Here is a 25,510-nt window from a genome sequence, read left to right on the forward strand (position 1 = left end):
CGAGGGTTTCGACGATGAATGTGTTTGCCCGGTTGCGCCCGCGTTCGTGGGTGAGCTCGTGGCGTTCGCATGTCGACACCCGCACGTCGATGGTGATCCTCAGCGCGACCGGCGCCGTGCCGCTTCTGGTCATCGCGATGATCTCGCCGACGTTCCTGCGACCGAATGCCTTTCCGCTTCTGATCGGTGTGCTCCTCTTCACCGCGGTGACAGTGCTGTTCGCGGCACGGGTGGGGCGGCTGACCGAACAGCAGTTCGCCGTGCTGGGTTTCGGCGGGATGGCCGGTGTCGCAGTGTGCGCCTACCTCATCGCCGACCCGGCGGGCATGCGGGCAGTGACGTCGATGTTGGCGATCGTGCCTGCCATCGCGGCGTCGGGGTCGCCGCCGCGCGTGACCATTGCCTTGACCGCGGTGTCGGTCGCCATGGCCACGGCGTTGTCGATCGAGGGCATGGGGTCGTCGGGCTGGGCGGTCACCGCTGTGGCGATCGGTGCTGCCGCAACCGCTGTGCTGGTTCCCGTCGTCCTCATCACCGGTCTTCGCCGTGCCCTGCATGTGATCAACGAACAGCTGCGAGTACTGGCGAGCACCGACCCGCTGACCGGGTTGGTCAATCGCCGTGGGTTGCTCACGCTCACCGAGGAATTGCTGGACACGGCCGCCCGACACGACTTCCCGGTGTCTGCATTGGTGGTGGACATCGACCTGTTCAAGACCGTCAACGACACCGACGGGCACGCGGCCGGTGACCGCGCTCTGACTGCAGTCGCGCAAGCCCTCGTCGATGCCGCTGACGATGCCGGAACACCGAACGCGATCGTCGCGAGAATCGGCGGTGAGGAGTTCCTCGTCCTCGCGCCGAGTCGACCTGGTACGAACCTGGCGGACAAGGTGCTGCACCGGGTTCGGTCCGACTGCACGGTCACCGTCAGCGTCGGAGCTCTCACCGTCGACCTGCAGCGGGCCTCCCCCGGCACGGAACCTCGCCCACCACGGTCGAGCGGCACCGAACGGGATATCGATGCGGTCCTCGACCAGGTGGTCCGTGCGGCCGACATCGCTCTGTACGCAGCGAAGAGCGCCGGCCGCGACCACGCCTGCCACGCAGGTGTTCTGCGCATTCCCTGGGGAGCCGACTCGGTGCGCGGCACACGCATCAGAGCGTCCGCCGACTCTCGTACTGCGACCGGTGAGAGATCACGCGGCGACGGCAGCCGCAGAGTGTCGTAGGGCCCGCGCGTCGCGATACATGCGGGACAGCACGTCGGGCCGAGCGTCGACCTGGATGCTCCGGCGATCCCACCACATGATGCGGGTGCGGTACCGCTCGTCTGGATACGCGGCGTAGGGCACGTGCTCCGCGACGCGGCCACCCGACGACTCCCACCGTCGCAGAACGTGTTCCGCTGCGGTCGCCATGATCCATCGCACGTTCATCGCATCCATCGTCGGCACCGCGACGCGAGCGAGCGCACCTGCGACGGCGCCTGCGTCGGCGAAATCGGCGTCCACCCAGGCAGTTTTCATCTCGACGACGCCGTCGCGCAGCCTCGAGTCGATCATGTCGCGGACCTGTTCGCGGCCGATGTTTCCCGCCCACTCCGTCATCGCATGCGACTGGTCGGCACTCGTGTATGCGCCCTGGCCGCGAACTCCGCCGACGACGGCGCCGGTTCCGTCGATCGACACGAAGAACAACGCCGTTTCGGATGCAAGGTGCCGCGAGTCGGCATCCAGGACGACCTCGACGCCATGCTTCGCGTACGAGATGTGCGCCCCGCGGAGGTATTCGGACCACAGGTCCGGGTCGTCGAGAGGTGTCGTGCGGACGAGGGTGAGACCGGTGAGGGCGTCGTGCACCTCGGCGCGCCCGACGTACCGCCAGGAGCGAGCAGGTGCTGTGTCGACTGTCGAGAAACTCATCTGTGGACCTTTCGAGGAACCGCTCCGAGCGGATCTGTGGGAAAAACGTGTGAATGTCGGTGCTTGCCCATGAAAACAGGCACCGCGGTCAATTCTCTGTGCCGGGACCACCTTGTACAACGTGCGCGCGCAAGATGCCTGTCCATCGAGTATCCGCAGAACGGGTACGAGAGACCGATTTTCGCCGGTGCCGGTCCCGAGGCCGCACGAATCGCATTGCTGTTCAGGGTGTTCCGACCCCGCCGCGCGAGCGCCGGCGCTAGACTCTCGCATTGTCGGAGTCTCGTGTCACCGCACCCCACCAGGTCCGACCCGGAAAGGGCGCCATGGGCATGCAGGACACAGACGGGGCTGTCTCCCAGCGCAAGCCGTGGCGAGCTGCGTCGATCGCCCTGCTCGTGGTCGCGCTGTACGTGGTCGTGGTGACGATCTACGGTCTCGGAGACCGCGCGGGGGCGCCCGATACCCGAGAACCTTCCGCGTCGGGCGCCCTCGTGTATCTCGACGTCGTCGGGGTGGACGGCGCGAATTTCTCGATCGACGCCAGAGTGACCGTCTATCCGGGACAGGATCTCGTGGACGACGACGGTTACCTGAAAGACGACCTCGTCGTCGACGTCTCGCCGCTTGCCGCGGGTGATCGGCTCGAGTACGTCGCGGGAACGACGCCGGGGGCTGGACCGGTGACGCTGTACGCGGACGGTGACATCACTCGGTGGCCGTTCGACGTGCACGACGCCGCCGACGTCGCAGTTCGGGTGACCAGCGAATCCGTCCGCGGCAGCATTCCGATCGCCACCGACGTCGCGGTCACCGATTCGCTGTCCGGATGGAATGTTCGAGCGGACGATCCCGATCGGTTGTCCCCGCAGTCGTTCGGCGTCACGGCGAACAGGACCGCAGGCTCGGTGATCTTCGCCCTCGCGCTGTGCGTCGTTCTACTCGTGCTGCCGGTGTGCGCGTTGTTCGTGACCGTGCAGACCGTCCGTGAACGCAAGAAGTTCCAGCCGCCGATGGTGACCTGGTTCGCGGTCATGTTGTTCGCGGTTCTGCCGCTGCGCAACCTGTTTCCCGGTAGTCCGCCGATCGGATCGTGGGTGGACTACACGGTGGTGCTGTGGGTCGTCGCAGGTCTCGTCACCGCGATGGGCATGTACGTACTCGCGTGGTGGCGTCAGGCTCCCTAGAGCACGCCCGGCTCGGCGCCGGGTGCCTACTGTGGACCGCAAGGCAAAGCATCGACCCGTTTCACGGCTTGGGAGGGTGAATGGTTGCGTCAGCGAACCTCGAGACTCTGACGGCGATCGAACGACGCGTCCTGTGGTTGTCGACATCGATGATCCATCACGCCAACCGCATTCGACCCAATCCGTCCGGCATGAAGGTGGGCGGGCATCAGGCGTCGTGTGCGTCCATGGTCACCATCATGACGACGTTGTGGTTCGAGCAGCTGGGTCCCGGCGATCGGGTGTCGGTCAAACCGCACGCGTCGCCGGTGTTGCATGCCATCAACTACCTGCTCGGCGACCTCGACGAGAAGTACTTGACGACGTTGCGCCAGTTCGGTGGTCTGCAGTCGTACCCCAGCAGGATCAAGGATCCCGATCCCGTGGACTACTCGACGGGTTCCGTCGGAATCGGTGCCACTGCACCGATCTGGGGCGCGATCGCGCGTCGCTACGTCGACACGGCGTTCGGCGACACCGGCGGTGGACGGCAGTACTCGCTCGTCGGAGACGCAGAACTCGACGAAGGCGCGATCTGGGAAGCGGTGATGGACACCTCGGTGGCCGAGCTCGGCGAGATCGTGTGGATCGTCGACCTCAACCGGCAGTCTCTCGATCGCGTCGTCCCCAACATCGCGGCCGACCGGCTGAGCCGCATGTTCGACGCGGCGGGCTGGCAGGTGATCGTCGTGAAGTTCGGTGCGCTGTTGGAGTCGCTGTTCCAGCGGCCTGGAGGTGATGCGCTGCGGACTCGCATCCTCGACATGCCCAACCCCGAGTACCAGCGTCTGCTGCGCTGCACGGCCGAACAGGTCCGTCAGCGCCTCCCCGGCGCGGGTACCGATGCAACCGACATCGAGAAACTGATCGTCGATCTGGACGACGACACGCTGCTCCGCGCGATTCGCAATCTCGGTGGCCATGACATCGATGCGATGAGGCTCGCCTACTCGCAGATCGACGACACTCGGCCGACCGTCGTCATCGCGTACACCATCAAAGGGCATGCACTGCCGACCGAGGGTCACCCGCAGAACCACTCGTCACTGCTTACCGTCGAACAGTACGACGATCTGGCACGCGAACTCGGCACAGACGTCTCCGATCCGTGGCGGCGCTTCGACGACGGCAGCGACGCGGCCGCGCTCTGCACCGCCCGTGCGCAGGCCCTGCGACGGGACGACGTTCGCCTGACTCCCCCGCCCTCGGTGCCCGTCGACATGGGGAGGACTCCGTCGGGCACGTCGACCACACAGGCGGCGTTGGGCCGAGCGCTGCTGGATCTGACGCGCGAGGCCCCCGACGTCGCCCAGCGGGTGGTGACGGTCAGCCCCGACGTCACCTCGACGACCAACCTGGCGGGGTGGCTGAACAAGGTCGGGGTCTGGTCACCCACCGAGCGACGTGACTGGTTCGACGACGACGCGGAGACGATCATGCATTGGCGCGAGAATCCGACGGGCCGACACATGGAACTCGGAATCGCCGAGACGAACCTCGTCGGACTGATCGGCGAGCTGGGTGCCACATGGAGCCGATGGGGTCAGCCGCTGTTTCCGATCGGCGTGCTGTACGACCCGTTCGTCGAACGCGCGCTCGAACCGTGGTCGTACGGTATCTACGCCGGAGGACAGTCGATCCTCGTCGGGACGCCTTCGGGCGTCACTCTCGCTGCCGAGGGCGGCGCGCATCAGTCCATCACCACGCCTTCGATCGGGCTCGAGCAACCTGGTTGCATCAGCTACGAACCCGCGTTCGCCATCGACACGGAATGGACGTTGTTCGCGAGCATCTCGCGACTCGGCCGTCCGGACGGCGTCTCGTCGTACCTGAGACTGTCGACGCGTCCGGTGGATCAGACACTGGCAGCGGTGCCGACCGACCGCGCGGCCCGCGAGCGACGACGGCGCCACGTCGTCGCAGGCGCATACGTGCTGCGGCACAGTCCCGATCCCGCGGTCGTCCTCGTCGGAATGGGCGCGATGATGACCGAAACCCTCGTCGCTGCAGATCGTCTCGCCGAGATGGGAAAGGCGGCCTGCGTCGTGTGCGTCACGAGTCCAGGGCTGCTGTTCGACGCCGTTCAGGCTCGGCGCGGGCTGTCGGACGCGCCGACGTGGATCCTGGACCAGGTCTTCCCCGCGTCGCGACAGGCCCCGATGGTGACGGTCCTCGACGGCCACCCGCACACGCTCGCGTTCCTCTTCGGCATCGGCGGAGTGCGCGGAACGTCGTTGGGTGTGACCGGCTTCGGCCAGGTCGGATCGCTCGACGACGTCTACCGCTACCACGGGATCGACGCCGACGGCATCGTCGGCGCCGCTCTGGACCTCGTCGGCTGAGAACGACGCGTTCACTCAGTGGACGGAACGGAGGCAGCAGACCACGGCATGAGCAGAATGCCGACCAAGTAGGTACTGCCCTACCCCTGCGTGGCATCCAGTGCCACACTGGGTGTCTACGAACACAGTTGGACATCCATCTTTTCTGGAGGAGATTTCGTGACTACATCTGTCATCGTCGCCGGTGCTCGCACTCCGGTCGGTCGACTGTCCGGAGCGCTCAAGGATCTGTCCGGATCCGACCTGGGCGGCATTGCCATCAAGGGCGCCCTCGACAAGGCAGGTGTCGCACCCGAATCCGTCGAGTACGTCATCATGGGCCAGGTCCTCACCGCGGGTGCGGGCCAGATCCCCGCCCGCCAGGCCGCCGTCGCCGCCGGCATCCCGATGGATGTTCCGGCGCTGACCATCAACAAGGTGTGCCTGTCCGGCGTCGACGCGATCGCACTCGCCGACCAGCTGATTCGCGCCGGTGAATTCGAGGTCGTCGTCGCAGGCGGCCAGGAATCGATGACGCAGGCTCCGCACATGCTCGAGAAGAGCCGCGCCGGCTTCAAGTACGGCGACGTCACGATGAAGGACCACCTCGCCTACGACGGGCTGTACGACATCTTCACCGACCAGGCGATGGGCGGGCTCACCGAATCCCGCAACGACGGCCCGACCGCGTCGACGCGCGAGGAGCAGGACGCGTTCGCCGCGGCATCGCACCAGCGGGCGGCGTCGGCATGGAAGAACGGCGTGTTCGACGACGAGGTCGTGCCGGTGTCGATCCCGCAGCGCAAAGGCGATCCGATCGTCTTCTCCGAGGACGAGGGCATCCGCGCCGACACCACGACCGAGACGTTGGCGAAGCTGCGCCCCGCTTTCAGCAAGGACGGCACCATCACGGCAGGCAACGCCTCGACCATCAACGACGGCGCTGCAGCGGTGATCGTGATGAGCAAGGACAAGGCCGAGAGCCTCGGACTGTCGTGGATCGCCGAGATCGGTGCACACGGCGTAGTCGCAGGCCCGGATTCGTCGCTGCAGTCCCAGCCCGCCCGCGCGATCGTCAAGGCATGCGCCAAGGAAGGCATCGATCCGGGGGATCTCGACCTGATCGAGATCAACGAGGCGTTCGCTGCCGTCGGGATCGCGTCGACGCGCGAACTGGGCATCGACGAGTCCAAGGTCAACGTCAACGGAGGCGCCATCGCGATCGGGCACCCGCTCGGCATGTCGGGTGCACGCATCGCTCTGCACCTGGCGCTCGAACTGAAGCGTCGCGGCGGCGGCGTCGGCGCGGCGGCACTGTGCGGTGGCGGTGGCCAGGGTGACGCACTGATCGTCCGAGTCCCGAAGCAGTAACCACCCTCGAACGACTCGAACGAGCGGCGCGAACCGGAATGGTCGCGCCGCTCGTTCGCGTTGCAGAAGGTGTGGTTCATCACCGGCACGTCACGCGGTTTCGGTCGGGAGTGGGCGATCGCTGCCCTCGACCGAGGTGACAAGGTTGCGGCTACGGCACGCGACACGTCGACGCTGTCCGATCTCGTCGACCGATACGGCGACTCCGTGTTGCCGATTCAGCTCGACGTCACCGACAGGGCAGCCGATTTCGCGGCAGTGAAGCAGGCACACGACCATTTCGGGCGTCTCGACATCGTGGTCAACAACGCGGGCTACGGCTTGTTCGGTTTCGTCGAGGAGGTGAGCGAACTCGAGGCCCGAGATCAGTTGGAGACCAATGTGTTCGGCGCGTTGTGGGTCACTCAGGCCGCGCTGCCGTTCATGCGTGAGCAACGGAGCGGACACATCCTCCAGGTTTCGTCCATCGGCGGCATCAGCGCGTTCCAGAATGTCGGGCTGTACCACGCGTCGAAGTGGGCATTGGAAGGATTCTCGCAGTCCCTTGCGCAAGAGGTGGAGTCGTTCGGCATCCACGTCACGTTGATCGAGCCGGGTGGCTTCACGACGGACTGGGCTGGTTCCTCCTCCAAGCGGGCGACGGAGCTTCCCGCGTACGCCGACGTGCACGAAGCGGCGAACGCTGCACGCGCACAGCGCACGTCGAAATCGGGAGACCCGAAAGCATCGGCCCGCGCGCTCATGAAGGTCGTCGATGCAGAAAAGCCCCCGCTTCGGGTGTTCTTCGGTGAAGCGCCGCTGGCCATCGCGAAGGCCGACTACGAAAGCCGCCTCGCACTCTGGGAGAAATGGCAGCCGGTGTCGATCGAGGCCCAGGGCTGACGCGGGGTCTAGACTTCCCCTCGATGTGGATCGGATGGATAGAACTCGATTTTCTACTGGGTGACGTGCACTCCTTGAAAGAGAAGCGCTCGGTCGTACGCCCTATCGTCGCCGAAATGCAGCGCAAGTTCTCGGTGTCGGCGGCCGAGGTCGATCATCTGGACCTGCACCGTCGCGCATCCGTCGGAGCGTCCGTGGTGGCAGCCGATGCGGCGCATGTGTCCGAAATCCTCGACCGGCTCGAACGGCAGGGCGCGGCTCGGCCGGAAGTACAACTCGTCGGCGCTCGTCGGCGCGTCATTCGCGCCGACGACATCTGAGGACGCGGACTCCCGACGAAAATGGCGCCCAGTGCAGATGCACTGGGCGCCACCGAGTTTCGATCGGATCAGATGGACGAACGCGCCACCATCTCGACCGGGACGCGCTCCCCGGTCTCGAGCGACTTCACCCCGGCTGCGCAGACGGCGGCAGCAGCGTAGCCGTCCCAGGCACCCGGCCCGTCGATGTAGTTCCCGGTTTCTGCGCCGGCCTTCACCGCGTCGACCCAGCGCTGAATCTCCGTGTCGTAGGCCTGCCCGAAACGCTCCTTGAACGACGGTGTGATGGTTCCGCCCCACGAACCGGGCTTGCTCTTGCGGACCAGGCCGACGTCGAGACCGATCATGGCGCTTCCCAGTTCCGCGACGACCTCGGTGCGCACCTCGTACGCGACGCCCGTCGTGACGAAGACCTCGGCGTCGACGTGGCGGCCCGACTCGGTCGCGAACAGTGCGATCTGCGGGTCCTGCAGTCCTTCGGGAGCGTTGGCGTTCGCCGACGGCTTGATGATCTGCACCGACGTGATCTCCTCGTCGAGAAGGAAGCGCGTGACGTCGACCTCGTGGACGAGCGAATCCTTGACGATCATCGCGCTGTCGAAGCTCGGCGGAACCGTGGGGTTGCGGTGTGCGCAGTGGACGACGAGCGGACGGCCGATGTCTCCGGAATCGATGAGCGCCTTGAGTTCTGCGTACTCGTTGTCGAAGCGGCGCATGAAGCCGACCTGGATGAGAGTCTTGCCCAGCGCGGCCTCGGCTTTCACGACGGCCAGCGACGTCTCGACCTCGGTGGTCAGCGGCTTCTCGCACAGGACCGGCTTTCCGTGCTCGAGGCAGGCGAGCAGCTGCTTCTCGTGCGTCGGGCCTGGGGTGGCGAGCAGGACCGCGTCGACCTCGGGATCGGCGATGGCCTCGAAGGGATCGGCGACGGCGCGGCAACCGGGGATCGTCGCGGCGAGTTCTTCGGCCTTCTCGGTGAAGAAGTCGTTGACGACGGCGACGCGCGCGCCTGCGATCTTGGTGGTGATGCGGGCGACGTGGTCGGCGCCCATCATTCCGACGCCGAGCACGGCGATGCGGAGGTCGTTCGACATGAAGAAAGCCTCTTTACTGGAAGGTCACGGACGGGATGCCACAGGAGCTCAGGTACTTCTGCGTACGCTGCGCGATGGGCAGGGGCGCGTCGGGCGCGCAGGGGTACATGTCCTGCTCGACGATCGCGAAGATGTCGGCGGTCAGCTTGCCGTCGTCGGCGAGACGCTCGATGGTGCTGAGCAGCGGAGGCATGTCCGGAATCCCCAGCGGCGGTTCGATCATGGCGCCGAGCTTGCAGGCCTCGCCGAAGGGCAGGTCCTCGGCCTCGACCTTGGCACGCACCTCGACGTTGACCTGCTTGAGGTGCAGGTATCCGATGCGCTCGGGGGCGCGTTCGATGATCGCGATGTTGTCGCCGCCGCAGTAGCTGATGTGTCCGGTGTCGAGGCAGAGGTTGACGAACTCGCTCGACGTGCCGTCGAGGAAGCGGTAGACGTTCTCCTCGGTGTCGACGTGGCTGTCGGCGTGCGGGTGGTACTGCGCCTTGACGCCGTACTGCTCGAACATGCGCTTGCCGAGCTCGTTCATGCCCTCGGTCTTCTTGCGCCACTGGTCGGCGGTCAGGTTGCGATCCTCGAGAACAGCGCCTGTGCCCGGGTCACGCCACATCTCCGGGATGACGACCACGTGCTTGCCACCGACGGCGGCGGTCAGCTTGGCGACGTCCTCGATCTGTGTCCAGACGGCGTCCCACGCGCCGTCCTGGTGCAGGTGCTCGAACACCGTGCCGGCGGACAGTTTCAGGTTGTGGGCGGCGAGTTCGTCCGAGAGCTGCTTCGGATCGGTGGGCAGGTAGCCGTAGGGACCGAGTTCGATCCACTCGTAGCCCGACGCCGAGACCTCGTCGAGGAATCGGGTGTACGGCGTCTGCTGCGGGTCCTCCGGGAACCACACGCCCCACGAATCCGGTGCAGATCCAACGCGGATCACGCTCATGGCCAGTCCTTTCGAGTGGTCTCGGGGTTGCGATGGTTCCCGAGCGAGACGAGAATCTGACGCGCGTTACTGACGCGCTTCAGTCGCTACTATGGTGACTCGATGTGTGATTGTCAAGACAATCTGTCGAGCAGCTGAAGACGGTCACCACGACAGGGAGGGCACGTGCAGAAGTCGAGGGAAACACCCGAGTCGTCGCCTCGGCGACGCGCCACCATGGCCGACGTCGCCGAGCGCGCAGGCGTGTCCCGCACGCTGGTGTCGCTCATCTTCAGCGACAAGCCGGGCGCGTCGGAGGAGACGCGACAGCGGGTGCTGCGTGCCGCGGACGACCTGCGGTACCAGCCGGACCGCGCAGCTCAGCTCCTCGCGCGCGGTCGTAGCCGAACCCTCGGCGTGTTGACCGACGTCAAGCAGACGTTCCAGGCGGAGATGATCGGGACGGTCTACGACGCCGCCGAAGAGGCCGGGTACGACGTGCTCCTGTCGGCAAGTGGCCCGACACGTGACGAACGCAAGGCCATCGAAGCGCTGTTGAGCCACCGGTGCGAGGGCTTGATCCTGTTCAACCCGCTGTCCGATTCGGACTACCTTCGATCGGTCGGCTCCCGTGCCGCGCTGACGATCGTCGGACGCAAGGTCACGGACGCCGCGGTCGACACCGTTCGCTCAGCGGACAGCACCGGAATCCAGCAATCGGTCGACCACCTCGTCGAACTCCGTCACCGCGACATCGTGCACGTCGACGGCGGCGAGCACTCGGTGTCGATCGACCGTCGTCGCGCGTACGCCGAAGCGATGCGGACCCACGGTCTGGACGACTACGTACGCGTCGTGCCCGGTGCGCACGACGAGGCCGCAGGCGCTGCCGCGGCGGAGTTCCTCCTCCGAGGTTCGACACTGCCGACGGCGATCATGGCAGGCAACGACCGCAGCGCGCTCGGCATCATGGATGTTCTGGTCAAAGCAGGCGTGTCGATTCCCGGCGACGTCTCGATCGTCGGTTACGACGACGCTCCCCTGTCCCGACTGTCCCGCATCGATCTGACGACCGTTCGTCAGGACAGCGCGCAACTGGCTCGAAAGGCCCTGGAGTTCACGGTATCTCGACTGGACGATCCCGAATCGACGGTCGGAGACAGCGTCATAGAGCCGGAATTGATCGTTCGCGGCACGACGGGTCCCGCACGTTCCACGTGAGCGCGAATGGGTACCCTGAGCGACCAGAGGGCGCTATACGTTCGCAGTCACGAGGGGTTCGACGCGCACCAGCGCGGACGTCGCCTTCTCCGTCTCGATCTGCATGTACAGCGTGTCGCCGTCGCGATAGGACTGCACCGTGACGTCGTCGCTCTGCAGCACGGCGCCGACATGTTCGACGATGGCACGATGCGGCCTTTCCACGAACGCCGGGTCGCCTGCGAGTTCGTCCTCGACCGGCTGCCAGTAGATCGCGTTGTTGACGTGGCCCAACCGGTCGAAATCCGTCGACCGCGTCGGAAACGCAGTTCTCCGCGTCTCGCGAGACCCGTCGAACGGACTCAGGTGCGCCTTCCACCGCAGCCTGTGCACGGTGGTCTGTTCGAGCATCGGCGCCATGAACCGATCGGTCATGCGACTGGGACCGCCCGTCGTCGGGTCGATATGGATGAAGAACGCTTCGGTCTCCACGAGTCCGCCACGATCGCCGACGATCTGGACACGAATGTTGCACCAGCGGTTGGACAATCCCGACGACCATCGCCGCAGCGTGACGTTCTCTCGGAACACGATCGGGCGTAGGACGTCGACGACGGTCCGTCGCACGATCCAGGCGCCGTGGAGGTGGCCGTCGTCGGACACGTCGAGATGGTCGAATGCGATGTCCTGCAAGTACCGCGCGACGGCGTCCAACCTCAGCCGGTCCTTCGTGTCGGTGTCGCCGAGGCGCACCGTCCACGTCCGTTCGAAGGCGGGCGTGTCGGGACCGAGCGCAGGCAGGGGCATCCGGGACGCGATGTAGTCCTCGCTCGAGACTGAAATTCGAATTCCTCCTGTGTCGGGTGGCTCACAGGCTAGCAAACGGAGCGCGCCGAAATCGCCTGCCAAACAATTGCTTGGTTGTTACAATCGCCGCATCCCGAGACCGCGAGGAGTCCCATGCCCGAGGCCTACGTCGTCGACGCCGTGCGTACCCCTGTCGGCAAGCGGGGCGGGGCGCTGTCGTCGATGCACCCGGCCGACCTCGGAGCGTGCGTTCTACGCGCGTTGCTGGACCGAACCCCGGTCGACCCCATCGATGTCGACGACGTCGTGTTCGGCTGCGTCGATGCCATCGGGCCACAGGCGGGGAACATCGCCAGGACCTCCTGGTTGGCAGCGGGCTATGCGGAGGAGGTACCGGGCGTCACGGTCGACCGTCAATGCGGATCGAGCCAGCAGGCACTGCATTTCGCCGCGCAAGCCGTCATGAGCGGCACCGCCGATCTGGTCGTCGCCGGGGGCGTGCAGAACATGTCCGCGATCCCGATCGCCGCGGCCATGACGGCAGGCCTCGCCTACGGATTCGACACTCCGTTCGACGGATCGGCAGGCTGGGTGCACCGATACGGGAAGCAGGAAGTCTCGCAGTTCCATGGCGCGGAGATGATCGCCGAACGGTGGAACATCGCACGCGACGATATGGAGGCGTTTGCTCTCTCGAGCCACGAGCGTGCGCGTCATGCCATCGCGACCGGGCGTTTCGACCGCGAGATCGTCGCGGTCGACGGGTTCGCCGTGGACGAGGGTCCGCGCGCCACCACGCTCGAGAAAATGGCCGCCCTCCCCACGCTCGTCGAGGGAGGACGACTGACTGCGGCGCTCGCGAGCCAGATCTCCGACGGCGCCAGCGCCACGCTGGTGGCGTCCGAGGCGGCGGTTCGCGAGCACGCGTTGGTTCCACGCGCTCGGGTGCATCACCTGAGCGCACGGGGAAGCGATCCGATCGCGATGCTCAGCGCGCCCATTCCGGCCACACGCCACGCGTTGAAGCGCACCGGATTGGCGATCGACGACATCGACGTCGTGGAGATCAACGAAGCGTTCGCCCCGGTGGTGTTGGCCTGGACGAAGGAGATCGACGCAGACCCGGCACTCGTCAACGTCAACGGCGGCGCGATAGCTCTCGGCCATCCGCTCGGCGCAACGGGCACGAAGTTGTTCGCCACGATGCTGTGCGAACTCGAACGCACCGGTGGCCGTTACGGATTGCAGACGGTATGCGAGGGCGGCGGCACCGCGAACGTCACGATCATCGAACGCCTGGGGTAGCGTCGTCCGATCGGTCCAACGTGGCACCGAGCCGTTCGATCGCCGCCACCGCGTCGTGCACGATGTGCTCGATCAACTGCTCGACCGTCGGAACGTCGTCGAGCACTCCGACGACCTGACCCGACGCCAACACTCCTGCGTCCGTATCACCCTGGACGAGACCCGATTTCAGCATCATCGGCGTGTTCGCGGCCATCAGCACCTGCGCCCAACTCAGGTCACGACTGCGGCGCATCTCCACGCCGTCGCGCACCATGGCGCGTAGCGACATTCCGGTCATTTTCCTGAACCGCACAGCACTCCGCACAGCGTTCACGAATCCCGTTGCATGCGAACCATTCTCCAGAGATTCGACCAGCGGGGTCCGAAGAACTCGGTGCGGCATGCCGTCGACGCGGGTCGACACGACCGTCCCGTCGAGCCCGGACTCCAGGTACTTTCTCTTGACGGCGTCGGGCACCGTGGATTCCTGCGTCAGCAAAAAACGTGTCCCCATCGCGACTCCCGCTGCACCGTAGGACAATGCGGCCGCCAACCCCCTGCCGTCGAAGAATCCGCCGGCTGCGACGACAGGGATGTCGACCGCGTCGAGCACCGACGGCAACAGCAACGTCGTCGCCACCGGACCGGTGTGTCCGCCGCCCTCTCCCCCTTGCACGACGACGGCGTCAGCACCCCACTGCGCGACCTTACGGGCATGCTTCGCTGCCCCGACGGAGGGAATCACCACTACCCCAGCCTCTTTCAGGGTGGCGATCAAGTCGGGTCTCGGTGCGAGCGCGAAGGACGCGACGCGGACGCCCTCTCGGATCAGTAGATCGACGCGCTGCCGCGCGTCGGTGGCGTCGGCACGGATGTTGACACCGAACGGGCACGACGTCGCGCGTCTGGTCTTCGCGATCGCTGCCGCCAGTTCGTCGTACGTCATCGTCGCCGACGCCAGGATGCCGAGACCACCCGCGTCGGCGGTCGCTGCCACGAGACTCGGTCCGGCCACCCACCCCATCCCGGTCTGCACGATCGGGTGACGCACTCCGACGAGTTCGGTCAGCGGCGTGGACAGCGTCGTCACGACGACGGCACCTCCTTCTCGCGCAGTGCGCGTGGATCGAGCACGTCTCGGATCAGGTGCAGTTCCTCGTCGGTCGGGATCCGCGTTTCCGCCACGTCGGTGCAGGCGAGCTCGAAACCCGTGGCGGCGCACACGTCGTCGACGGACACTCCGGGGTGTGCCGACAACAACCGCATCGAGCGACCGGGTCCCCCGAAGTCGAGGACACCGAGATCGGTGACGACGCGGTGCACGTCGAGGAAACGTGCAGCCGGATCGTCGCCGAGTCTGTCGTAGCCGACGCCGGACACCATGTCGACTGCGTCGACGAAGACCCGGGTGGAGTGCTTCGGTACCCAGTAGCTGGTCCGGTGATTGATCGTATTGCCCGGTCCGCCGCGCACCCCGAACATCTGACGCGTCGGCCGTGCATGATCGCCGAGGCACGAGATGTTCTGGTTGCCGTGACGATCGAGCTGGTTGGCGCCCATGACGACGTGGCGTCGCCCGCTTGCGACGACGTCGAACACTCTGCGATACGGAATCCAGCCTTCGATCGCGCCGCTGCCGCTGAGCGCGGGCGTGTCCGCGAGCAGATACGCCTCGCCGTCGGACAGCAACAGATCGGGTTCGGTGGTCAGTCGTGCGAGCCGTGCGCCGAGGGCCGGAACGAGCGCCATCGGGCTGGCGAGTATCTCCCCCGCGCCGAGGAAGAGGTCGGCGCACGCGGCAGTGCAGATCTCCGCGCGCGTCGCCGTCGTGGTCACCGTCGTCATCGCACTGCCTCCTGTCGCGCGTCGGCACCGCGCGCGAACCGCTCGACGAATCGTTTCCCTTCGGCGACGTCATTTGCCGCGCGCACGTAGTCCTTCTGCATCTCCTCGTCGCGTCCGTAGTCGGGCACGCACGACGTGAAACGAGCTCCCCCAGACACTTCGACGACGGCGTCGACCATCATGCGGTTGGTCAGCAACGCCTGCGGTGGTACCGCATCGACGAGATCCGCTGTCGATACAACCCGTTCGCACGTCAGGTAGCGTCGTTCGGCCGCAAGCAGATACAGGTCGTCGAAGTACGGGTCGGGCCCGAGGTACGCGCCGTTTCCGCTCGCATCCGCGAGATTGAGGTGCACGAACGCCGCGTCCAGAGTCAGCGAGGGCATGGCGACGAGTTCTTCGTGTGTCGACGTTCCGGGAATCGGATACGGTGAGAGCACGGTGCGCAGTTCCGGGTAGTACGCCATGACGTCCGATCCGAGCCCCGCGCGAATGGGCAGAAACGGCAGGCGTGCAGCCGCGGCCCGGAGGCCCGCGTTCAACATCCCCTCGTCGAGTTCGCGTACCTCGATTCGACCGGACGTGCGTGCTCGCGCGAACCACGGGTCGTACGGCACGGAATCCAGCGAGACGAACCCGAACACCACGCGTCGCACTTTCTCTGCAGCACAGAGCATCCCGACGTCGGGTCCACCGTACGACACCACGGTCAAGTCCTTCAGATCCGACCGCAGGATCGCCTGGACCGCCGCCATGGGCTTGCGTCGCGAGCCCCATCCCCCGAATCCGACGGTCATTCCGTCGGACAGTTCGGCGACCAGTTCGTCGAGGGTGGTCGTCTTGTCACGCCGAGTCGGTACGGCCATGTCCGTCATCCCTTCTCGGTCGGCGCGCGGAAGTTGTTGTCGAGCGATGCTCGCCGGGCCTCGTCGGCAGCGCCGGACAGATTCAGCTCGAACGTGAATCCCTGCTCGAATCTGTAACTCCGATGCACCTGCTGCGGGTCGATTCCGTTGAGCGCTTCTTTCGCGGCGCGAATGACGCGCGTGTCCTTGGCCGCGATCTCGCGCGCGACGCGAAAGGCTGCCTCGACGAGATCGTCGCGGGGCACGACGTCGTAGATCGACCCGAAGTGCTGCAGCGTCGCGGCGTCGATCTGCCGAGCCGTGTAGTAGAGCGTGCGCATCAGATGCTGCGGCACCAACCGCGCCAGGTGCGTCGCGGCTCCGAGCGCGCCGCGGTCGACTTCGGGCACTCCGAACGTCGCGTCGTCGGAGGCGACGACGACATCCGCATTTCCGACGAGACCGATTCCACCGCCGAGGCAGAAGCCGTGCACCGCAGCGACAACGGGCACCTCGCATTCGTAGACCGCGGAAAATGCTGCGGCGCAGCCCTTGTTGGCGCCGATGAGATGGTCGTAGCCAGAGAACTTCTCGATCTCCTTGATGTCGACGCCGGCGCAGAATCCGCGATTCTCGGCGCGAAGTACGACGACCCGCACGTCTGCATCGCGACCCGCGGCACGCACCTCGTCCGCGAGGTCGAACCAGCCCTGCACGGGAAGCGCGTTCACCGGCGGGTAGTCGATGGTGACGACGGCTATTCCCGGCTCGGGTTCGGTTGCAGTGATTGCCACGATCGATCCTCACGTTCGACGACAAAGCAAGCATGTGCTTGGTAAGTTAACACGGAGATCCAACGAACTCGGACGGTTCGGCGATTTCTCAGCCCGACGGGAGACAGACGTGGAATCAGCTCGCATCGGCAAGGTTGCCCTGGTCACCGGCGGCGCACGCGGCGTGGGAGCCGGAATCGCACGCGCATTTCTCCGAGCGGGGTATGTCGTCGTCACGTGTGCGCGACGCGAACCCGAATCCCCGGTCCTGGACGGCCTGGCGCACGCGGAGTTCTTGCGATGCGACGTGCGGCGGGAGGACGACGTGCAGCATCTCGTGTCCACGATCGTCGAACGGCACGGCAGCCTGGACGCGGTCGTCAACAATGCGGGCGGTTCCCCCTACGCGTTGGCCGCCGACGCGAGTCCGAATTTCCACCGGTCGATCGTGGAACTCAACCTCCTTGCCCCACTGCTCGTCGCGCAGACTGCGAATCACGTCATGCAGCAACAGGATTCGGGCGGGTCGATCATCATGGTGAGCAGCGTCAGCGCGCGACGCCCGTCGCCCGGGACGGCCGCGTACGGAGCGGCGAAAGCCGGCTTGGAGAATCTGACCGGGTCGCTCGCCGTCGAGTGGGCTCCCAAGGTTCGCGTCAGCGGTCTGACCGTGGGGATGGTGGCCACGGAACGGAGTGCGCTGCATTACGGCGACGCGGACGGCCTCGATGCCGTGGCGCATACCGTCCCACTGGGGCGGCTCGCGACGCCCGACGACGTAGGGGCGTCTGCCGTCTTTCTGGCGTCCCCGGCCGCGTCGTACATCACCGGAACGATGCTCGCAGTACACGGAGGCGGTGAGCGGCCCGCATTCCTGGGCGCGTCGAATGCCGACAGAGATCGAGAACCCGAGGGAGGACCTTCATGACAGGGTTGTGCCGAGACCGCGTCGTCGTCGTGACCGGGGCGGGGCGAGGTATCGGGCGTGCACACGCGCTCGCATTCGCGGCCGCGGGCGCCAAGGTCGTGGTCAACGATTTCGGCGTCGCGCTGGACGGGTCGACGGCGTCCGGGGGTCCGGCGCAGGCCGTCGTCGACGAGATTCGCCTACGTGGAGGCGACGCCGTCGTCGATACCAGCGACGTCGCGGACTGGGCAGGCGCTCGCACGGTGATCGACACGGCGATCGAGACGTTCGGGTCACTCGACGTGCTCGTCAACAACGCAGGCTTCCTCCGTGACCGCATGCTGGTGAACCTGGAGGAAGCCGAATGGGATGCCGTCGTTCGCGTGCATCTCAAGGGTCACTTCGCGCCGCTACGCCATGCGGCCGCGTACTGGCGGTCTGAGTCCAAGGCGGGACGACCGGTCGACGCGCGCATCGTCAACACGAGTTCGGGTGCCGGGCTGCAGGGAAGCGTCGGGCAAGGCAATTACGCGGCCGCCAAAGCCGGCATAGCGGCCATGACGTTGGTTGCGGCGAGCGAACTCGCGCGATACGGAGTCACCGTCAACGCCATTGCGCCCGCGGCACGCACACGCATGACGGAAGGCGCCTTTGCCGACGACATGGCCGCGCCGACATCGGGATTCGACGCCATGGCGCCCGAGAACGTCTCACCCCTCGTCGTCTGGCTCGGCAGTACCGAGTCGAAGGACGTGACGGGACGCGTGTTCGAGGTCGAAGGCGGAATAATCCGACTGGCCGAAGGGTGGCGCCACGGCCCGTCGGTCGACAACGGCGCACGGTGGGCCCCGGCGGACATCGGGAAGGGTGTGCACGAGATCCTCACGGCCGCAGCCGATCCGGTTCCCGTCTACGGCGCTCGTTGACGGACCGGTCACGCCCGCTGACTGGACACCGACACGACTTCGCCCGTCAGATACGTCGAATAGTCGCTGGCGAGGAATGCGATCGTGCTCGCGATCTCCCACGGCTCGGCGGCGCGCCCGTACGCCTCGTCCGCTGCGAGCCGATCGAGCAGTTCCTCCGACGTCACCTTGGCCAGGAATGCATGAGCGGCGATGCTGGGCGCGACGGCGTTGATGCGCACTCCGAACTCGGCGGCCTCGATCGCACTGCACCGAGTCAGGGCCATGACCCCGGCCTTGGCCGCCGCGTAGTGCGCTTGACCGTGCTGTGCACGCCACCCGAGAACACTGGCGTTGTTGACGATCACGCCGCCGTGATCGACTCCCCGGAAATAGTTCAGCGCCGCCCGAGTGCACCGGAACGTCCCGTTCAACGTCACGTTCAACACGGTCGACCATTGATCGTCCGTCATGTCGACGACGGGCGTCTCACCACCGAGCCCGGCATTGTTGACGACGACGTCGATCCGCCCGAACGCGTCGACTGCGCCGTCGATCAGCGCGTCGACCTGGCCGGTGTCGGTCACGTCGCAGACGATCGCTGTCACCGCGCCGAGCCCCAACCCCACGAGTTCGTCGCGCGTGGCCTCCAGTCGCCGGGGATGCGCGTCGGAGACGACGACGTCGGCCCCTTCCCAGAGGGCGCGACGCGCCGTGGCACTTCCGATTCCGGTGCCCGCGGCGGCGGTGACGACAACGACACGATCCGTCAGCAGACCGTGACCGGGCGTTTCGACGGGAGCGATCGAGAGGGGGCCGGGTGGGCGTGTGGTCAACGTCGTGCCTCTCGTGGAAGTCCGAGCACTCGCTCGGCGATGATGTTTCGCTGTATCTCGTTTGAGCCGCCGTAGATCGTGTCGGCGCGGCTGAACAGGTACAGCCGCTGTAGTCGGTCCAGGTCGTCGTTCGGAGCCATCGCCGACGGCGCACCGACGACCTCCATGGCCAATTCGCCGAGACCGCGATGCCAGGTGGCCCACAGCAGCTTCGAGACCGACGCCTCACCGTGCTCGCCCGATCCCCCGAGCGTCGACGACGCGTATGCCCGCATCACCTTCAGCCCGATCCACGCGCGAATCAACTTCTCGCGCACCACAGGGTCGTCGGCGGCCCCGTTCCGGTGCGCGATGTCGACGATGTCCGACAATTCCCGAGCGAATCCGACTTGCTGACCGAGGGTGGAGACGCCGCGCTCGAATCCCAAGGTGGCCATCGCCACCGCCCAGCCGCGCCCGGGTTCCCCGACGACGAGGTCGCCGTCCGTTCGGGCACCGTCGAAGAACACCTCGTTGAACTCCGATGTTCCGGTCAGTTGTCTGATCGGCCGAACGGTCACACCGTCCTGCTTCATCGGCACGAGCAGGTACGAGAGACCGGCATGTCGACGAGATCGCTTGTCCGTCCTGGCGATCACGAACGCCCAATCGGCGACGTGGGCGAGCGAGGTCCAGATCTTCTGTCCATCGATCACCCAGTCGCCGTCGATCAGAGTGGCCGACGTCGACACCGCTGCCAGGTCGGATCCGGCGCCCGGCTCCGAATAGCACTGACACCACAGCTCGTCGACGCTCGCGATGCCAGGAAGGAATCGAGCACGGTGCGCGTCGGTTCCGAAGGCGATGAGGGTGGGCCCCAACAATTGTTCTCCGATGTGCGCGACGCGGGCAGGCGCGTCGGCCCGCGCGTACTCCTCGTGGAAGATCACCTGCTGTTCGAGGCTCGCGCCGCGTCCTCCGTACTCGACGGGCCAGCCGATGCATGTCCACCCGGACCGAGCGAGGTGACGCTCCCACGCCACTCGGTCGTCGAACGCCTCGTGTTCACGTCCTGGACCTCCCATCCCTTTCACCGCCGCGAAATCGCCTGCGAGGTTGTCGCGCAGCCAGTCTCGGACGCGACGGCGAAATTCGTCGTCGGAGGTGTCTTCGAATCCGCCGAACCTTCCCGCGACGTTGTCCATTCGGGTACGTTAACAAACCAAGCCCTTGCTCAGCCAGGAGTCGACATGACCGAAACCAGCGACAGCCAGGTAGTCACGTACGAGACCCGCGGACGGGTCGCGCTCGTGACGATGAACCGACCGGAATATTCCAATGCACAGAATTCGGCGATGACCTACGCGTTGGACCGCGCATTCACCACGGCGGTCGAGGACGACGACGTCGCAGCAATCGTATTGGCGGGCAACGGAAAGCACTTCTCGGCCGGACACGACATCGGTACGCCGGGCCGTGACGTCGACGCGCACTACGAGAACCGAGCGGTGCTGTGGTGGGACCACGTGCGCAAGGCGGGCGGCGACCAGAGGTTCGCACGGGAGATGGAGGTCTACCTCGGAATGTGCAGGCGGTGGCGGGAGATACCGAAGCCCACCATCGCTGCCGTGCAGGGTGCCTGTATCGCCGGCGGTCTGATGCTGTCCTGGGTCTGCGACCTGATCGTGGCGAGCGACGACGCATTCTTCTCGGATCCCGTCGTGCGGATGGGTATCCCCGGCGTCGAGTACTTCGCGCACCCGTGGGTCCTCGGGCCACGTCGAGCGAAGGAAATTCTGTTCACCGGCCAGCGGTTCACGGCCGAGCAGGCACTCGAGTGGGGAATGATCAATCGGGTCGTTCCTCGCGCCGAGCTGCACGACGCGGCGTCGACGCTCGCCGAGCAGATCGGCGAGATGCCCGGATTCGGGTTGGTGCTCACGAAGAAGGCCGTCAATCAGTGTGAGGACATCATGGGACTTCGCGCCGGGATGGATTCGGTGTTCGGTCTGCACCACTTCGCGCACTCGCACAATGCCGAGGTCGATTCGGATTCGTTGGGCGGTATGGATGCCAGGTCCATGAAGACGTCCGCAGCTGCACGCGAAACGACGTGAGCGCATGGACCTCGACTTCGATTCCGACACAGTTCGTTTCCGCGAGAAGGTGCGAGAGTTCCTGCGGGACAACATCCCCGAACGGCCGTTGCGGTCGATGGACACGGCCGACGGTTTCGAGGCCCATCGCGAATGGGAACGAATGCTTGCCCGACATCGCTATTCGGTGGTCTCGTGGCCGCGAGACCTGGGCGGCCGGGACGCGTCGGTGCTCGAATGGCTTGTCTTCGAGGAGGAGTACTACGCGGCCGAAGCTCCGGGTCGCGTCTCCCAGAACGGCATCTTTCTCCTCGCCCCGACGTTGTTCGCGCACGGCACCGACGAACAGCTGCGACGGATTCTCCCCCGGATGGCAGCTGCCGACGACATATGGGCACAGGCGTGGTCCGAGCCCGAGGCAGGCAGCGACCTGGCCGGAATCCGGTCTTCTGCGCACCGGACCGACGGCGGCTGGCTGCTGCGCGGACAGAAGACGTGGAGCTCGAGGGCCGGGTTCGCCGACAAGGCCTTCGGGTTGTTCCGGTCCGACCCGGCGGCCGAGCGCCACCGCGGTTTGACGTACTGCATGTTCTCGCTGACGGCCGACGGCGTCACCGTCCGACCGATTCCGCAGTTGAACGGCGAATCCGGTTTCGCCGAGATCTTTCTCGACGACGTGTTCGTCCCGGACGACGACGTCCTCGGCGCAGTGCACGACGGCTGGCGCGTCGCGATGAGCACGTCCAGCAACGAACGCGGAATGTCCCTGCGCAGCCCGGGACGCTTCGTCGCCGCGGCCGATCGATTGGTCCGGCTGTTCCGTGAGCACGGCGATGCGTCGGACACCGCCGTGGCCCACCGCGTCGTCGACGCGTGGATCGGTGCCCAGGCGTATCGGCTGCACACGTTCGGGACGGCGACGACGTTGGCCGACGGCGGCAGCCTCGGCGCGGAATCCTCGCTCACCAAGGTGTTCTGGTCCGAACTCGACGTCGCGCTGCACGAAACCGCGCTCGACGTGCTAGGTACGGACGCAGAGGTACGCGGACCGTGGACCGACGGCTTCGTGTTCTCGTTGTCCGGCCCGATCTACGCCGGCACCAACGAGATTCAACGGGGTGTCATCGCCGAGAGACTGTTGGGCCTGCCGAAGGCACACCGATGAGATTCGTTCTCGACAACTCGCGACTCGATTTCGCGGCCTCGCTCGATTCGATGCTCGCCGCTGCCGACGTACCCCGCGTGTCTCGGGCTCTGGCGGCAGGTGACACCGGGCCGGTGCGACGGCTGTTCCGGTCACTTGCCGCGCTTGGGGTCACGGGCCTTGCGATCGACGCCGATCACGACGGCGTCGGCGCGGACCCCGTCGACATGGTGGTGGCGATGGAGCGACTCGGTCGGTGGGCGGTCCCCGGGCCGCTCGTCGAGTCGATCGCCGTCGTGCCCGTGCTGTTGACACACACGACATTCGATCGGCGCGATTCCTGGCTGACCGCACTCGAGTCCGGTGAGCTCATCGCCTCGTCGGCACTGCCGCCGTCGATGCCGCGTGCCGCCGACCCTGGCGTCGCCGATCTGCTGTTTCTCGTCGAGAACGGCAACGTCCGGACGGCCGTCGTCGACGCCGCGGTCCAGTCGGTCGATCCGTCGCGCACCCTGGCACACCTCCGCGCGTCCGACACCGTGTCGGCGCTCGCGGACGGGGCCGAGGTCGTCCTGAGCCTGAACGGGTCTTTGGCATGCGCTGCGCAGTTGGCGGGCGCAGGCCGGGCGCTTCTCGACACCACGGTCGAGTACGCGAAGTCCCGACGGCAGTTCGGCCGTTCCATCGGGACGTTCCAGGCCGTTCAACACGCGCTGGCGGACGTCGCGATCGAGATGGAGATGGCTCGTCCGCTCCTGATGGGGGCAGCGTTGTCCGTCGGGTCGGGATCGGTGGACGCACGCCGCGACGTCTCTGCCGCCAAGGTCGCCTGCACCGATGCCGCGTACCGGGCGAGCCGGACCGCGCTGCAGGTTCACGGCGCGATCGGATACACGAGGGAATGCGACCTGTCGCTCTGGATCGGAATGGTCCACGCGTTGCGTTCTGCGTGGGGAACGCCGTCCGCGCATCGACGGATCGTGCTGGAGTCGTTGTGAACATACTGAACGACGATCGGACGATGCTCGCGAAATCCGTGCGCGCGTTGCTGTCCAAGAGGTCGGGATCGCCGGATGTGCGTGCCGCGACAACGACCCCCGACCGATTCGACCGCGACCTGTGGACGACGTTGTGCGAGCAGATCGGAGTGGGCGGTCTGCTGATCGACGACGAGCACGGCGGTGCGGCGGGCTCGTTGATCGATGCGGCGGTCGTCGCCGAGGAACTGGGACGCATGCTCACCCCGTCCCCCATGCTCGGAACGGCGTGTCTTGCAGCAACTCTCCTGGCCGCCTCGACGGACGACGACGCTCGGGCGCGACTCCTCCCCGGGATCGCAACAGGAGCGACCGTCGTGTCGGCGTGCCTCGCCGACGAATGCGGCCGCTGGTCCGGCGCACGCCTCGGGGTTCAGGCGAGGCTCGAGCACGAGTGGACGCTGACGGGTACCGCCCACTACGTCCTGGACGCCGGTGCTGCCGATACGTTCGTCGTTCTCGCGACGAACGACGGCGATCCCGGCCTGTTCGAGGTCGGCGCTCACACCCCCGGTGTGGCCGTATCCGACGGCGGCACACTGGATCCGACGCGAGCTCTGTATCGAGTCACGTTCGACGACGCGAACGCTCGGCCCATCGCCGCCGCCGATCCGGTGCGAGCCGTCGATCATGCCCTGTCCTGTGCGACGGTGCTGCTCGCCGCCGAGCAGGTCGGAGCTGCGGCTCGGTGCCTGGAACTCACCGTCGACTACACGACGTCGCGCACCCAGTTCGGACGGCCGATCGGCAGCTTCCAGGCCCTCGCTCATCGGATGGCGGACCTGCACGTACTCGTCGAATCGGCCAGAGCCGCAGCCTATGTCGCGGCACAGTCGATGACCGAACACGGTGCGTCGAACCCGGACGTCTCGGTCGCCAAGGTCTGGTGTTCCGACGCGTTCGGAGCCGTCGCCGCCGACTGCGTGCAATTACACGGCGGGATCGCGATCACCTGGGAGCACGACATGCACCTGTTCTTCAAGCGAGCTCATGCGAGTTCTCTGCTGTTCGGTTCGCCGGGGACGCACGTCGCGGCGCTCGCCGAGGACGCAGGCTTCTCATCGGAACTGCCCCCAAGCTAACGCTCGGGCGGGGAGAGTGGATAATTTGCGCATGGCTGCATCGACCGAACCCTCGCGGAGCCCCGCGGCACCGCGGCGCCGCAAGAACGGGCGCGCGACCGACCCGGCATCCCAGGGTTCGACGCGCCGTCAGGCTCTCGTCGACATCGCAGCAGAACTGTTCGCCGAGCGCGGCTTTCGATCGACGACCGTGCGCGAGATCGGGGACGCGGCAGGCGTGCTGTCGGGCAGCTTGTACCACCACTTCGATTCCAAAGAAACCATCATCGACGAGATACTGACGAGCTATCTCGACAGTCTCATGGCCACCTACCGGGACATCGCCGGACGCGATCTCGATCCGAAAACGACACTGCGCGAACTGATCCTCGCCGCGTTCGTCTCCCTCGGTCCGCACCGAGCAGCCATCACGGTCATTCAGAACGAACGCAACTACCTGTCCCAGTTCCCTCGCTTCTCGTACCTCACCAAGGCCGAAACCGACGTCCGGCAGATCTGGGTCAAGGTGATAGAAGACGGAATCGCGCAGGGCGACTTCCGCGACGATCTCGATCCGATCATCGCGTACCGCTTCCTGCGCGATTCGGTGTGGGTAGCCGTCCGATGGTTCACCCCGTCGGGGAAGCTGTCGGCCGAGCAGCTCGCCGACCAGTATCTCTGCCTCGTTCTGGAGGGGCTGGAATCACCGAGGAAGACCCGTCGGCAGCGATGA

The 25,510-nt window shown here is 66.2% G+C and carries 25 protein-coding genes; 15 read left to right on the plus strand and 10 right to left on the minus strand.

Annotation, left to right across the window (positions count from 1 at the left end):
• Positions 1 to 14: 14 nt before the first annotated feature.
• On the plus strand, positions 15 to 1,232 hold the full coding sequence (locus A3K89_RS22920; protein ID WP_068431247.1) for a GGDEF domain-containing protein: 1,218 nt from the start codon (positions 15 to 17) through the stop codon (positions 1,230 to 1,232).
• On the opposite strand, the gene A3K89_RS22925 is transcribed toward A3K89_RS22920, so the two are convergent.
• The gene (locus tag A3K89_RS22925) at positions 1,200 to 1,925 is read right to left on the minus strand and encodes a hypothetical protein (protein ID WP_157105419.1); all 726 of its coding nucleotides are present in this window, start codon (positions 1,923 to 1,925) and stop codon (positions 1,200 to 1,202) included. The two genes, A3K89_RS22920 and A3K89_RS22925, sit on opposite strands and share 33 nt — an antisense overlap.
• A 272-nt stretch (positions 1,926 to 2,197) precedes the next feature.
• Here A3K89_RS22925 and A3K89_RS22930 point away from each other — a divergent pair, with 272 nt between their 5' ends.
• From A3K89_RS22930 to A3K89_RS22950, 5 genes are all read left to right on the plus strand, one after another.
• A complete protein-coding gene (locus tag A3K89_RS22930) occupies positions 2,198 to 3,112 on the plus strand; it encodes a DUF4436 family protein (protein ID WP_254303645.1) in 915 nt (304 codons plus the stop codon).
• 80 nt (positions 3,113 to 3,192) lie between these two features.
• On the plus strand, positions 3,193 to 5,493 hold the full coding sequence (locus A3K89_RS22935) for a transketolase-like TK C-terminal-containing protein (RefSeq protein WP_068431250.1): 2,301 nt from the start codon (positions 3,193 to 3,195) through the stop codon (positions 5,491 to 5,493).
• A gap of 159 nt (positions 5,494 to 5,652) precedes the next feature.
• Complete coding sequence (locus tag A3K89_RS22940) at positions 5,653 to 6,843, plus strand: acetyl-CoA C-acetyltransferase (protein ID WP_068431253.1); 1,191 nt, start codon at positions 5,653 to 5,655, stop codon at positions 6,841 to 6,843.
• A gap of 60 nt (positions 6,844 to 6,903) precedes the next feature.
• Positions 6,904 to 7,725: an SDR family oxidoreductase gene (locus tag A3K89_RS22945; protein ID WP_068431259.1), complete on the plus strand. Its 822-nt coding sequence runs from the start codon at positions 6,904 to 6,906 to the stop codon at positions 7,723 to 7,725.
• A gap of 23 nt (positions 7,726 to 7,748) precedes the next feature.
• Positions 7,749 to 8,045 carry a DUF503 domain-containing protein gene (locus A3K89_RS22950; RefSeq protein WP_068431487.1) on the plus strand — a complete coding sequence of 99 codons (297 nt, stop codon included), beginning with the start codon at positions 7,749 to 7,751 and terminating at the stop codon, positions 8,043 to 8,045.
• Between the two features lie 68 nt (positions 8,046 to 8,113).
• Here the strand turns inward: A3K89_RS22950 and A3K89_RS22955 are convergent, their stop codons facing one another.
• Together A3K89_RS22955 and A3K89_RS22960 are read right to left on the minus strand one after the other, a co-directional pair.
• Positions 8,114 to 9,139 carry a Gfo/Idh/MocA family protein gene (locus A3K89_RS22955; protein ID WP_068431261.1) on the minus strand — a complete coding sequence of 342 codons (1,026 nt, stop codon included), beginning with the start codon at positions 9,137 to 9,139 and terminating at the stop codon, positions 8,114 to 8,116.
• Positions 9,140 to 9,152: 13 nt separating this feature from the next.
• On the minus strand, positions 9,153 to 10,076 hold the full coding sequence (locus A3K89_RS22960) for a sugar phosphate isomerase/epimerase family protein (protein WP_068431269.1): 924 nt from the start codon (positions 10,074 to 10,076) through the stop codon (positions 9,153 to 9,155).
• A 216-nt stretch (positions 10,077 to 10,292) separates the two neighbouring features.
• Between A3K89_RS22960 and A3K89_RS22965 the strand changes: the two genes are divergently transcribed.
• Positions 10,293 to 11,276 carry a LacI family DNA-binding transcriptional regulator gene (locus A3K89_RS22965; RefSeq protein ID WP_068431271.1) on the plus strand — a complete coding sequence of 328 codons (984 nt, stop codon included), beginning with the start codon at positions 10,293 to 10,295 and terminating at the stop codon, positions 11,274 to 11,276.
• A gap of 33 nt (positions 11,277 to 11,309) precedes the next feature.
• On the opposite strand, the gene A3K89_RS22970 is transcribed toward A3K89_RS22965, so the two are convergent.
• Positions 11,310 to 12,062, minus strand: coding sequence for an acyl-[acyl-carrier-protein] thioesterase (locus A3K89_RS22970; RefSeq protein ID WP_068431272.1), 753 nt, complete (start codon positions 12,060 to 12,062; stop codon positions 11,310 to 11,312).
• Positions 12,063 to 12,215: 153 nt separating this feature from the next.
• Here A3K89_RS22970 and A3K89_RS22975 point away from each other — a divergent pair, with 153 nt between their 5' ends.
• A complete protein-coding gene (locus A3K89_RS22975) occupies positions 12,216 to 13,367 on the plus strand; it encodes an acetyl-CoA C-acetyltransferase (protein ID WP_068431273.1) in 1,152 nt (383 codons plus the stop codon).
• On the opposite strand, the gene A3K89_RS26525 is transcribed toward A3K89_RS22975, so the two are convergent.
• Genes A3K89_RS26525 through A3K89_RS22995 form a run of 4 tightly spaced genes read right to left on the minus strand, consistent with a single transcriptional unit; the run spans position 13,348 to position 16,833 of the window.
• Complete coding sequence (locus A3K89_RS26525; RefSeq protein ID WP_068431274.1) at positions 13,348 to 14,439, minus strand: NAD(P)H-dependent flavin oxidoreductase; 1,092 nt, start codon at positions 14,437 to 14,439, stop codon at positions 13,348 to 13,350. The two genes, A3K89_RS22975 and A3K89_RS26525, sit on opposite strands and share 20 nt — an antisense overlap.
• Positions 14,436 to 15,194 carry a CoA-transferase subunit beta gene (locus A3K89_RS26530; RefSeq protein ID WP_068431276.1) on the minus strand — a complete coding sequence of 253 codons (759 nt, stop codon included), beginning with the start codon at positions 15,192 to 15,194 and terminating at the stop codon, positions 14,436 to 14,438. Before A3K89_RS26530 ends, A3K89_RS26525 begins: the two co-directional genes overlap by 4 nt.
• A complete protein-coding gene (locus tag A3K89_RS22990; RefSeq protein ID WP_068431490.1) occupies positions 15,191 to 16,060 on the minus strand; it encodes a CoA transferase subunit A in 870 nt (289 codons plus the stop codon). The genes A3K89_RS26530 and A3K89_RS22990 overlap by 4 nt, the downstream gene beginning before the upstream one ends.
• A 5-nt stretch (positions 16,061 to 16,065) precedes the next feature.
• Positions 16,066 to 16,833, minus strand: a complete 768-nt coding sequence (locus A3K89_RS22995; RefSeq protein WP_068431279.1) for an enoyl-CoA hydratase family protein — start codon at positions 16,831 to 16,833, stop codon at positions 16,066 to 16,068.
• Positions 16,834 to 16,942: 109 nt separating this feature from the next.
• On the opposite strand from A3K89_RS22995, the gene A3K89_RS23000 reads away from it, so the two are divergent.
• Positions 16,943 to 17,740, plus strand: a complete 798-nt coding sequence (locus A3K89_RS23000) for an SDR family oxidoreductase (RefSeq protein WP_068431281.1) — start codon at positions 16,943 to 16,945, stop codon at positions 17,738 to 17,740.
• Positions 17,737 to 18,645 carry an SDR family oxidoreductase gene (locus A3K89_RS23005; protein WP_068431284.1) on the plus strand — a complete coding sequence of 303 codons (909 nt, stop codon included), beginning with the start codon at positions 17,737 to 17,739 and terminating at the stop codon, positions 18,643 to 18,645. The genes A3K89_RS23000 and A3K89_RS23005 overlap by 4 nt, the downstream gene beginning before the upstream one ends.
• A gap of 8 nt (positions 18,646 to 18,653) precedes the next feature.
• Here the strand turns inward: A3K89_RS23005 and A3K89_RS23010 are convergent, their stop codons facing one another.
• Positions 18,654 to 19,460, minus strand: a complete 807-nt coding sequence (locus tag A3K89_RS23010; RefSeq protein ID WP_068431291.1) for an SDR family oxidoreductase — start codon at positions 19,458 to 19,460, stop codon at positions 18,654 to 18,656.
• Positions 19,457 to 20,644 carry an acyl-CoA dehydrogenase family protein gene (locus tag A3K89_RS23015; protein ID WP_068431292.1) on the minus strand — a complete coding sequence of 396 codons (1,188 nt, stop codon included), beginning with the start codon at positions 20,642 to 20,644 and terminating at the stop codon, positions 19,457 to 19,459. Before A3K89_RS23015 ends, A3K89_RS23010 begins: the two co-directional genes overlap by 4 nt.
• 45 nt (positions 20,645 to 20,689) lie before the next feature.
• On the opposite strand from A3K89_RS23015, the gene A3K89_RS23020 reads away from it, so the two are divergent.
• Genes A3K89_RS23020 through A3K89_RS23040 form a run of 5 tightly spaced genes read left to right on the plus strand, consistent with a single transcriptional unit; the run spans position 20,690 to position 25,510 of the window.
• A complete protein-coding gene (locus A3K89_RS23020) occupies positions 20,690 to 21,556 on the plus strand; it encodes an enoyl-CoA hydratase (protein WP_068431293.1) in 867 nt (288 codons plus the stop codon).
• 4 nt (positions 21,557 to 21,560) lie between these two features.
• The gene (locus A3K89_RS23025) at positions 21,561 to 22,700 is read left to right on the plus strand and encodes an acyl-CoA dehydrogenase family protein (protein WP_068431296.1); all 1,140 of its coding nucleotides are present in this window, start codon (positions 21,561 to 21,563) and stop codon (positions 22,698 to 22,700) included.
• Positions 22,697 to 23,677 carry an acyl-CoA dehydrogenase family protein gene (locus A3K89_RS23030; protein WP_068431298.1) on the plus strand — a complete coding sequence of 327 codons (981 nt, stop codon included), beginning with the start codon at positions 22,697 to 22,699 and terminating at the stop codon, positions 23,675 to 23,677. Before A3K89_RS23025 ends, A3K89_RS23030 begins: the two co-directional genes overlap by 4 nt.
• Positions 23,674 to 24,798 carry an acyl-CoA dehydrogenase family protein gene (locus tag A3K89_RS23035; RefSeq protein WP_068431300.1) on the plus strand — a complete coding sequence of 375 codons (1,125 nt, stop codon included), beginning with the start codon at positions 23,674 to 23,676 and terminating at the stop codon, positions 24,796 to 24,798. Before A3K89_RS23030 ends, A3K89_RS23035 begins: the two co-directional genes overlap by 4 nt.
• 31 nt (positions 24,799 to 24,829) lie before the next feature.
• Positions 24,830 to 25,510, plus strand: coding sequence for a TetR/AcrR family transcriptional regulator (locus tag A3K89_RS23040; RefSeq protein ID WP_068431302.1), 681 nt, complete (start codon positions 24,830 to 24,832; stop codon positions 25,508 to 25,510).

This window comes from Rhodococcoides kyotonense, from assembly GCF_001645385.1.
Taxonomy (GTDB): Bacteria; Actinomycetota; Actinomycetes; order Mycobacteriales; family Mycobacteriaceae; genus Rhodococcoides; species Rhodococcoides kyotonensis_B.

What these genes read in the sequence shown, in the direction of transcription:
- A3K89_RS22920 (WP_068431247.1), top strand. Translation starts at nt 15, where the DNA reads ATGAATGTGTTTGCCCGGTTGCGCCCGCGTTCGTGGGTGAGCTCGTGG.
- A3K89_RS22925 (WP_157105419.1), bottom strand. Translation starts at nt 1,925, where the DNA reads ATGAGTTTCTCGACAGTCGACACAGCACCTGCTCGCTCCTGGCGGTAC.
- A3K89_RS22935 (WP_068431250.1), top strand. Translation starts at nt 3,193, where the DNA reads ATGGTTGCGTCAGCGAACCTCGAGACTCTGACGGCGATCGAACGACGC.
- A3K89_RS22950 (WP_068431487.1), top strand. Translation starts at nt 7,749, where the DNA reads ATGTGGATCGGATGGATAGAACTCGATTTTCTACTGGGTGACGTGCAC.
- A3K89_RS22955 (WP_068431261.1), bottom strand. Translation starts at nt 9,139, where the DNA reads ATGTCGAACGACCTCCGCATCGCCGTGCTCGGCGTCGGAATGATGGGC.
- A3K89_RS22960 (WP_068431269.1), bottom strand. Translation starts at nt 10,076, where the DNA reads ATGAGCGTGATCCGCGTTGGATCTGCACCGGATTCGTGGGGCGTGTGG.
- A3K89_RS22965 (WP_068431271.1), top strand. Translation starts at nt 10,293, where the DNA reads ATGGCCGACGTCGCCGAGCGCGCAGGCGTGTCCCGCACGCTGGTGTCG.
- A3K89_RS22970 (WP_068431272.1), bottom strand. Translation starts at nt 12,062, where the DNA reads ATGCCCCTGCCTGCGCTCGGTCCCGACACGCCCGCCTTCGAACGGACG.
- A3K89_RS22975 (WP_068431273.1), top strand. Translation starts at nt 12,216, where the DNA reads ATGCCCGAGGCCTACGTCGTCGACGCCGTGCGTACCCCTGTCGGCAAG.
- A3K89_RS26530 (WP_068431276.1), bottom strand. Translation starts at nt 15,194, where the DNA reads ATGACGACGGTGACCACGACGGCGACGCGCGCGGAGATCTGCACTGCC.
- A3K89_RS22990 (WP_068431490.1), bottom strand. Translation starts at nt 16,060, where the DNA reads ATGGCCGTACCGACTCGGCGTGACAAGACGACCACCCTCGACGAACTG.
- A3K89_RS23005 (WP_068431284.1), top strand. Translation starts at nt 17,737, where the DNA reads ATGACAGGGTTGTGCCGAGACCGCGTCGTCGTCGTGACCGGGGCGGGG.
- A3K89_RS23015 (WP_068431292.1), bottom strand. Translation starts at nt 20,644, where the DNA reads ATGGACAACGTCGCGGGAAGGTTCGGCGGATTCGAAGACACCTCCGAC.
- A3K89_RS23020 (WP_068431293.1), top strand. Translation starts at nt 20,690, where the DNA reads ATGACCGAAACCAGCGACAGCCAGGTAGTCACGTACGAGACCCGCGGA.
- A3K89_RS23025 (WP_068431296.1), top strand. Translation starts at nt 21,561, where the DNA reads ATGGACCTCGACTTCGATTCCGACACAGTTCGTTTCCGCGAGAAGGTG.
- A3K89_RS23030 (WP_068431298.1), top strand. Translation starts at nt 22,697, where the DNA reads ATGAGATTCGTTCTCGACAACTCGCGACTCGATTTCGCGGCCTCGCTC.
- A3K89_RS23040 (WP_068431302.1), top strand. Translation starts at nt 24,830, where the DNA reads ATGGCTGCATCGACCGAACCCTCGCGGAGCCCCGCGGCACCGCGGCGC.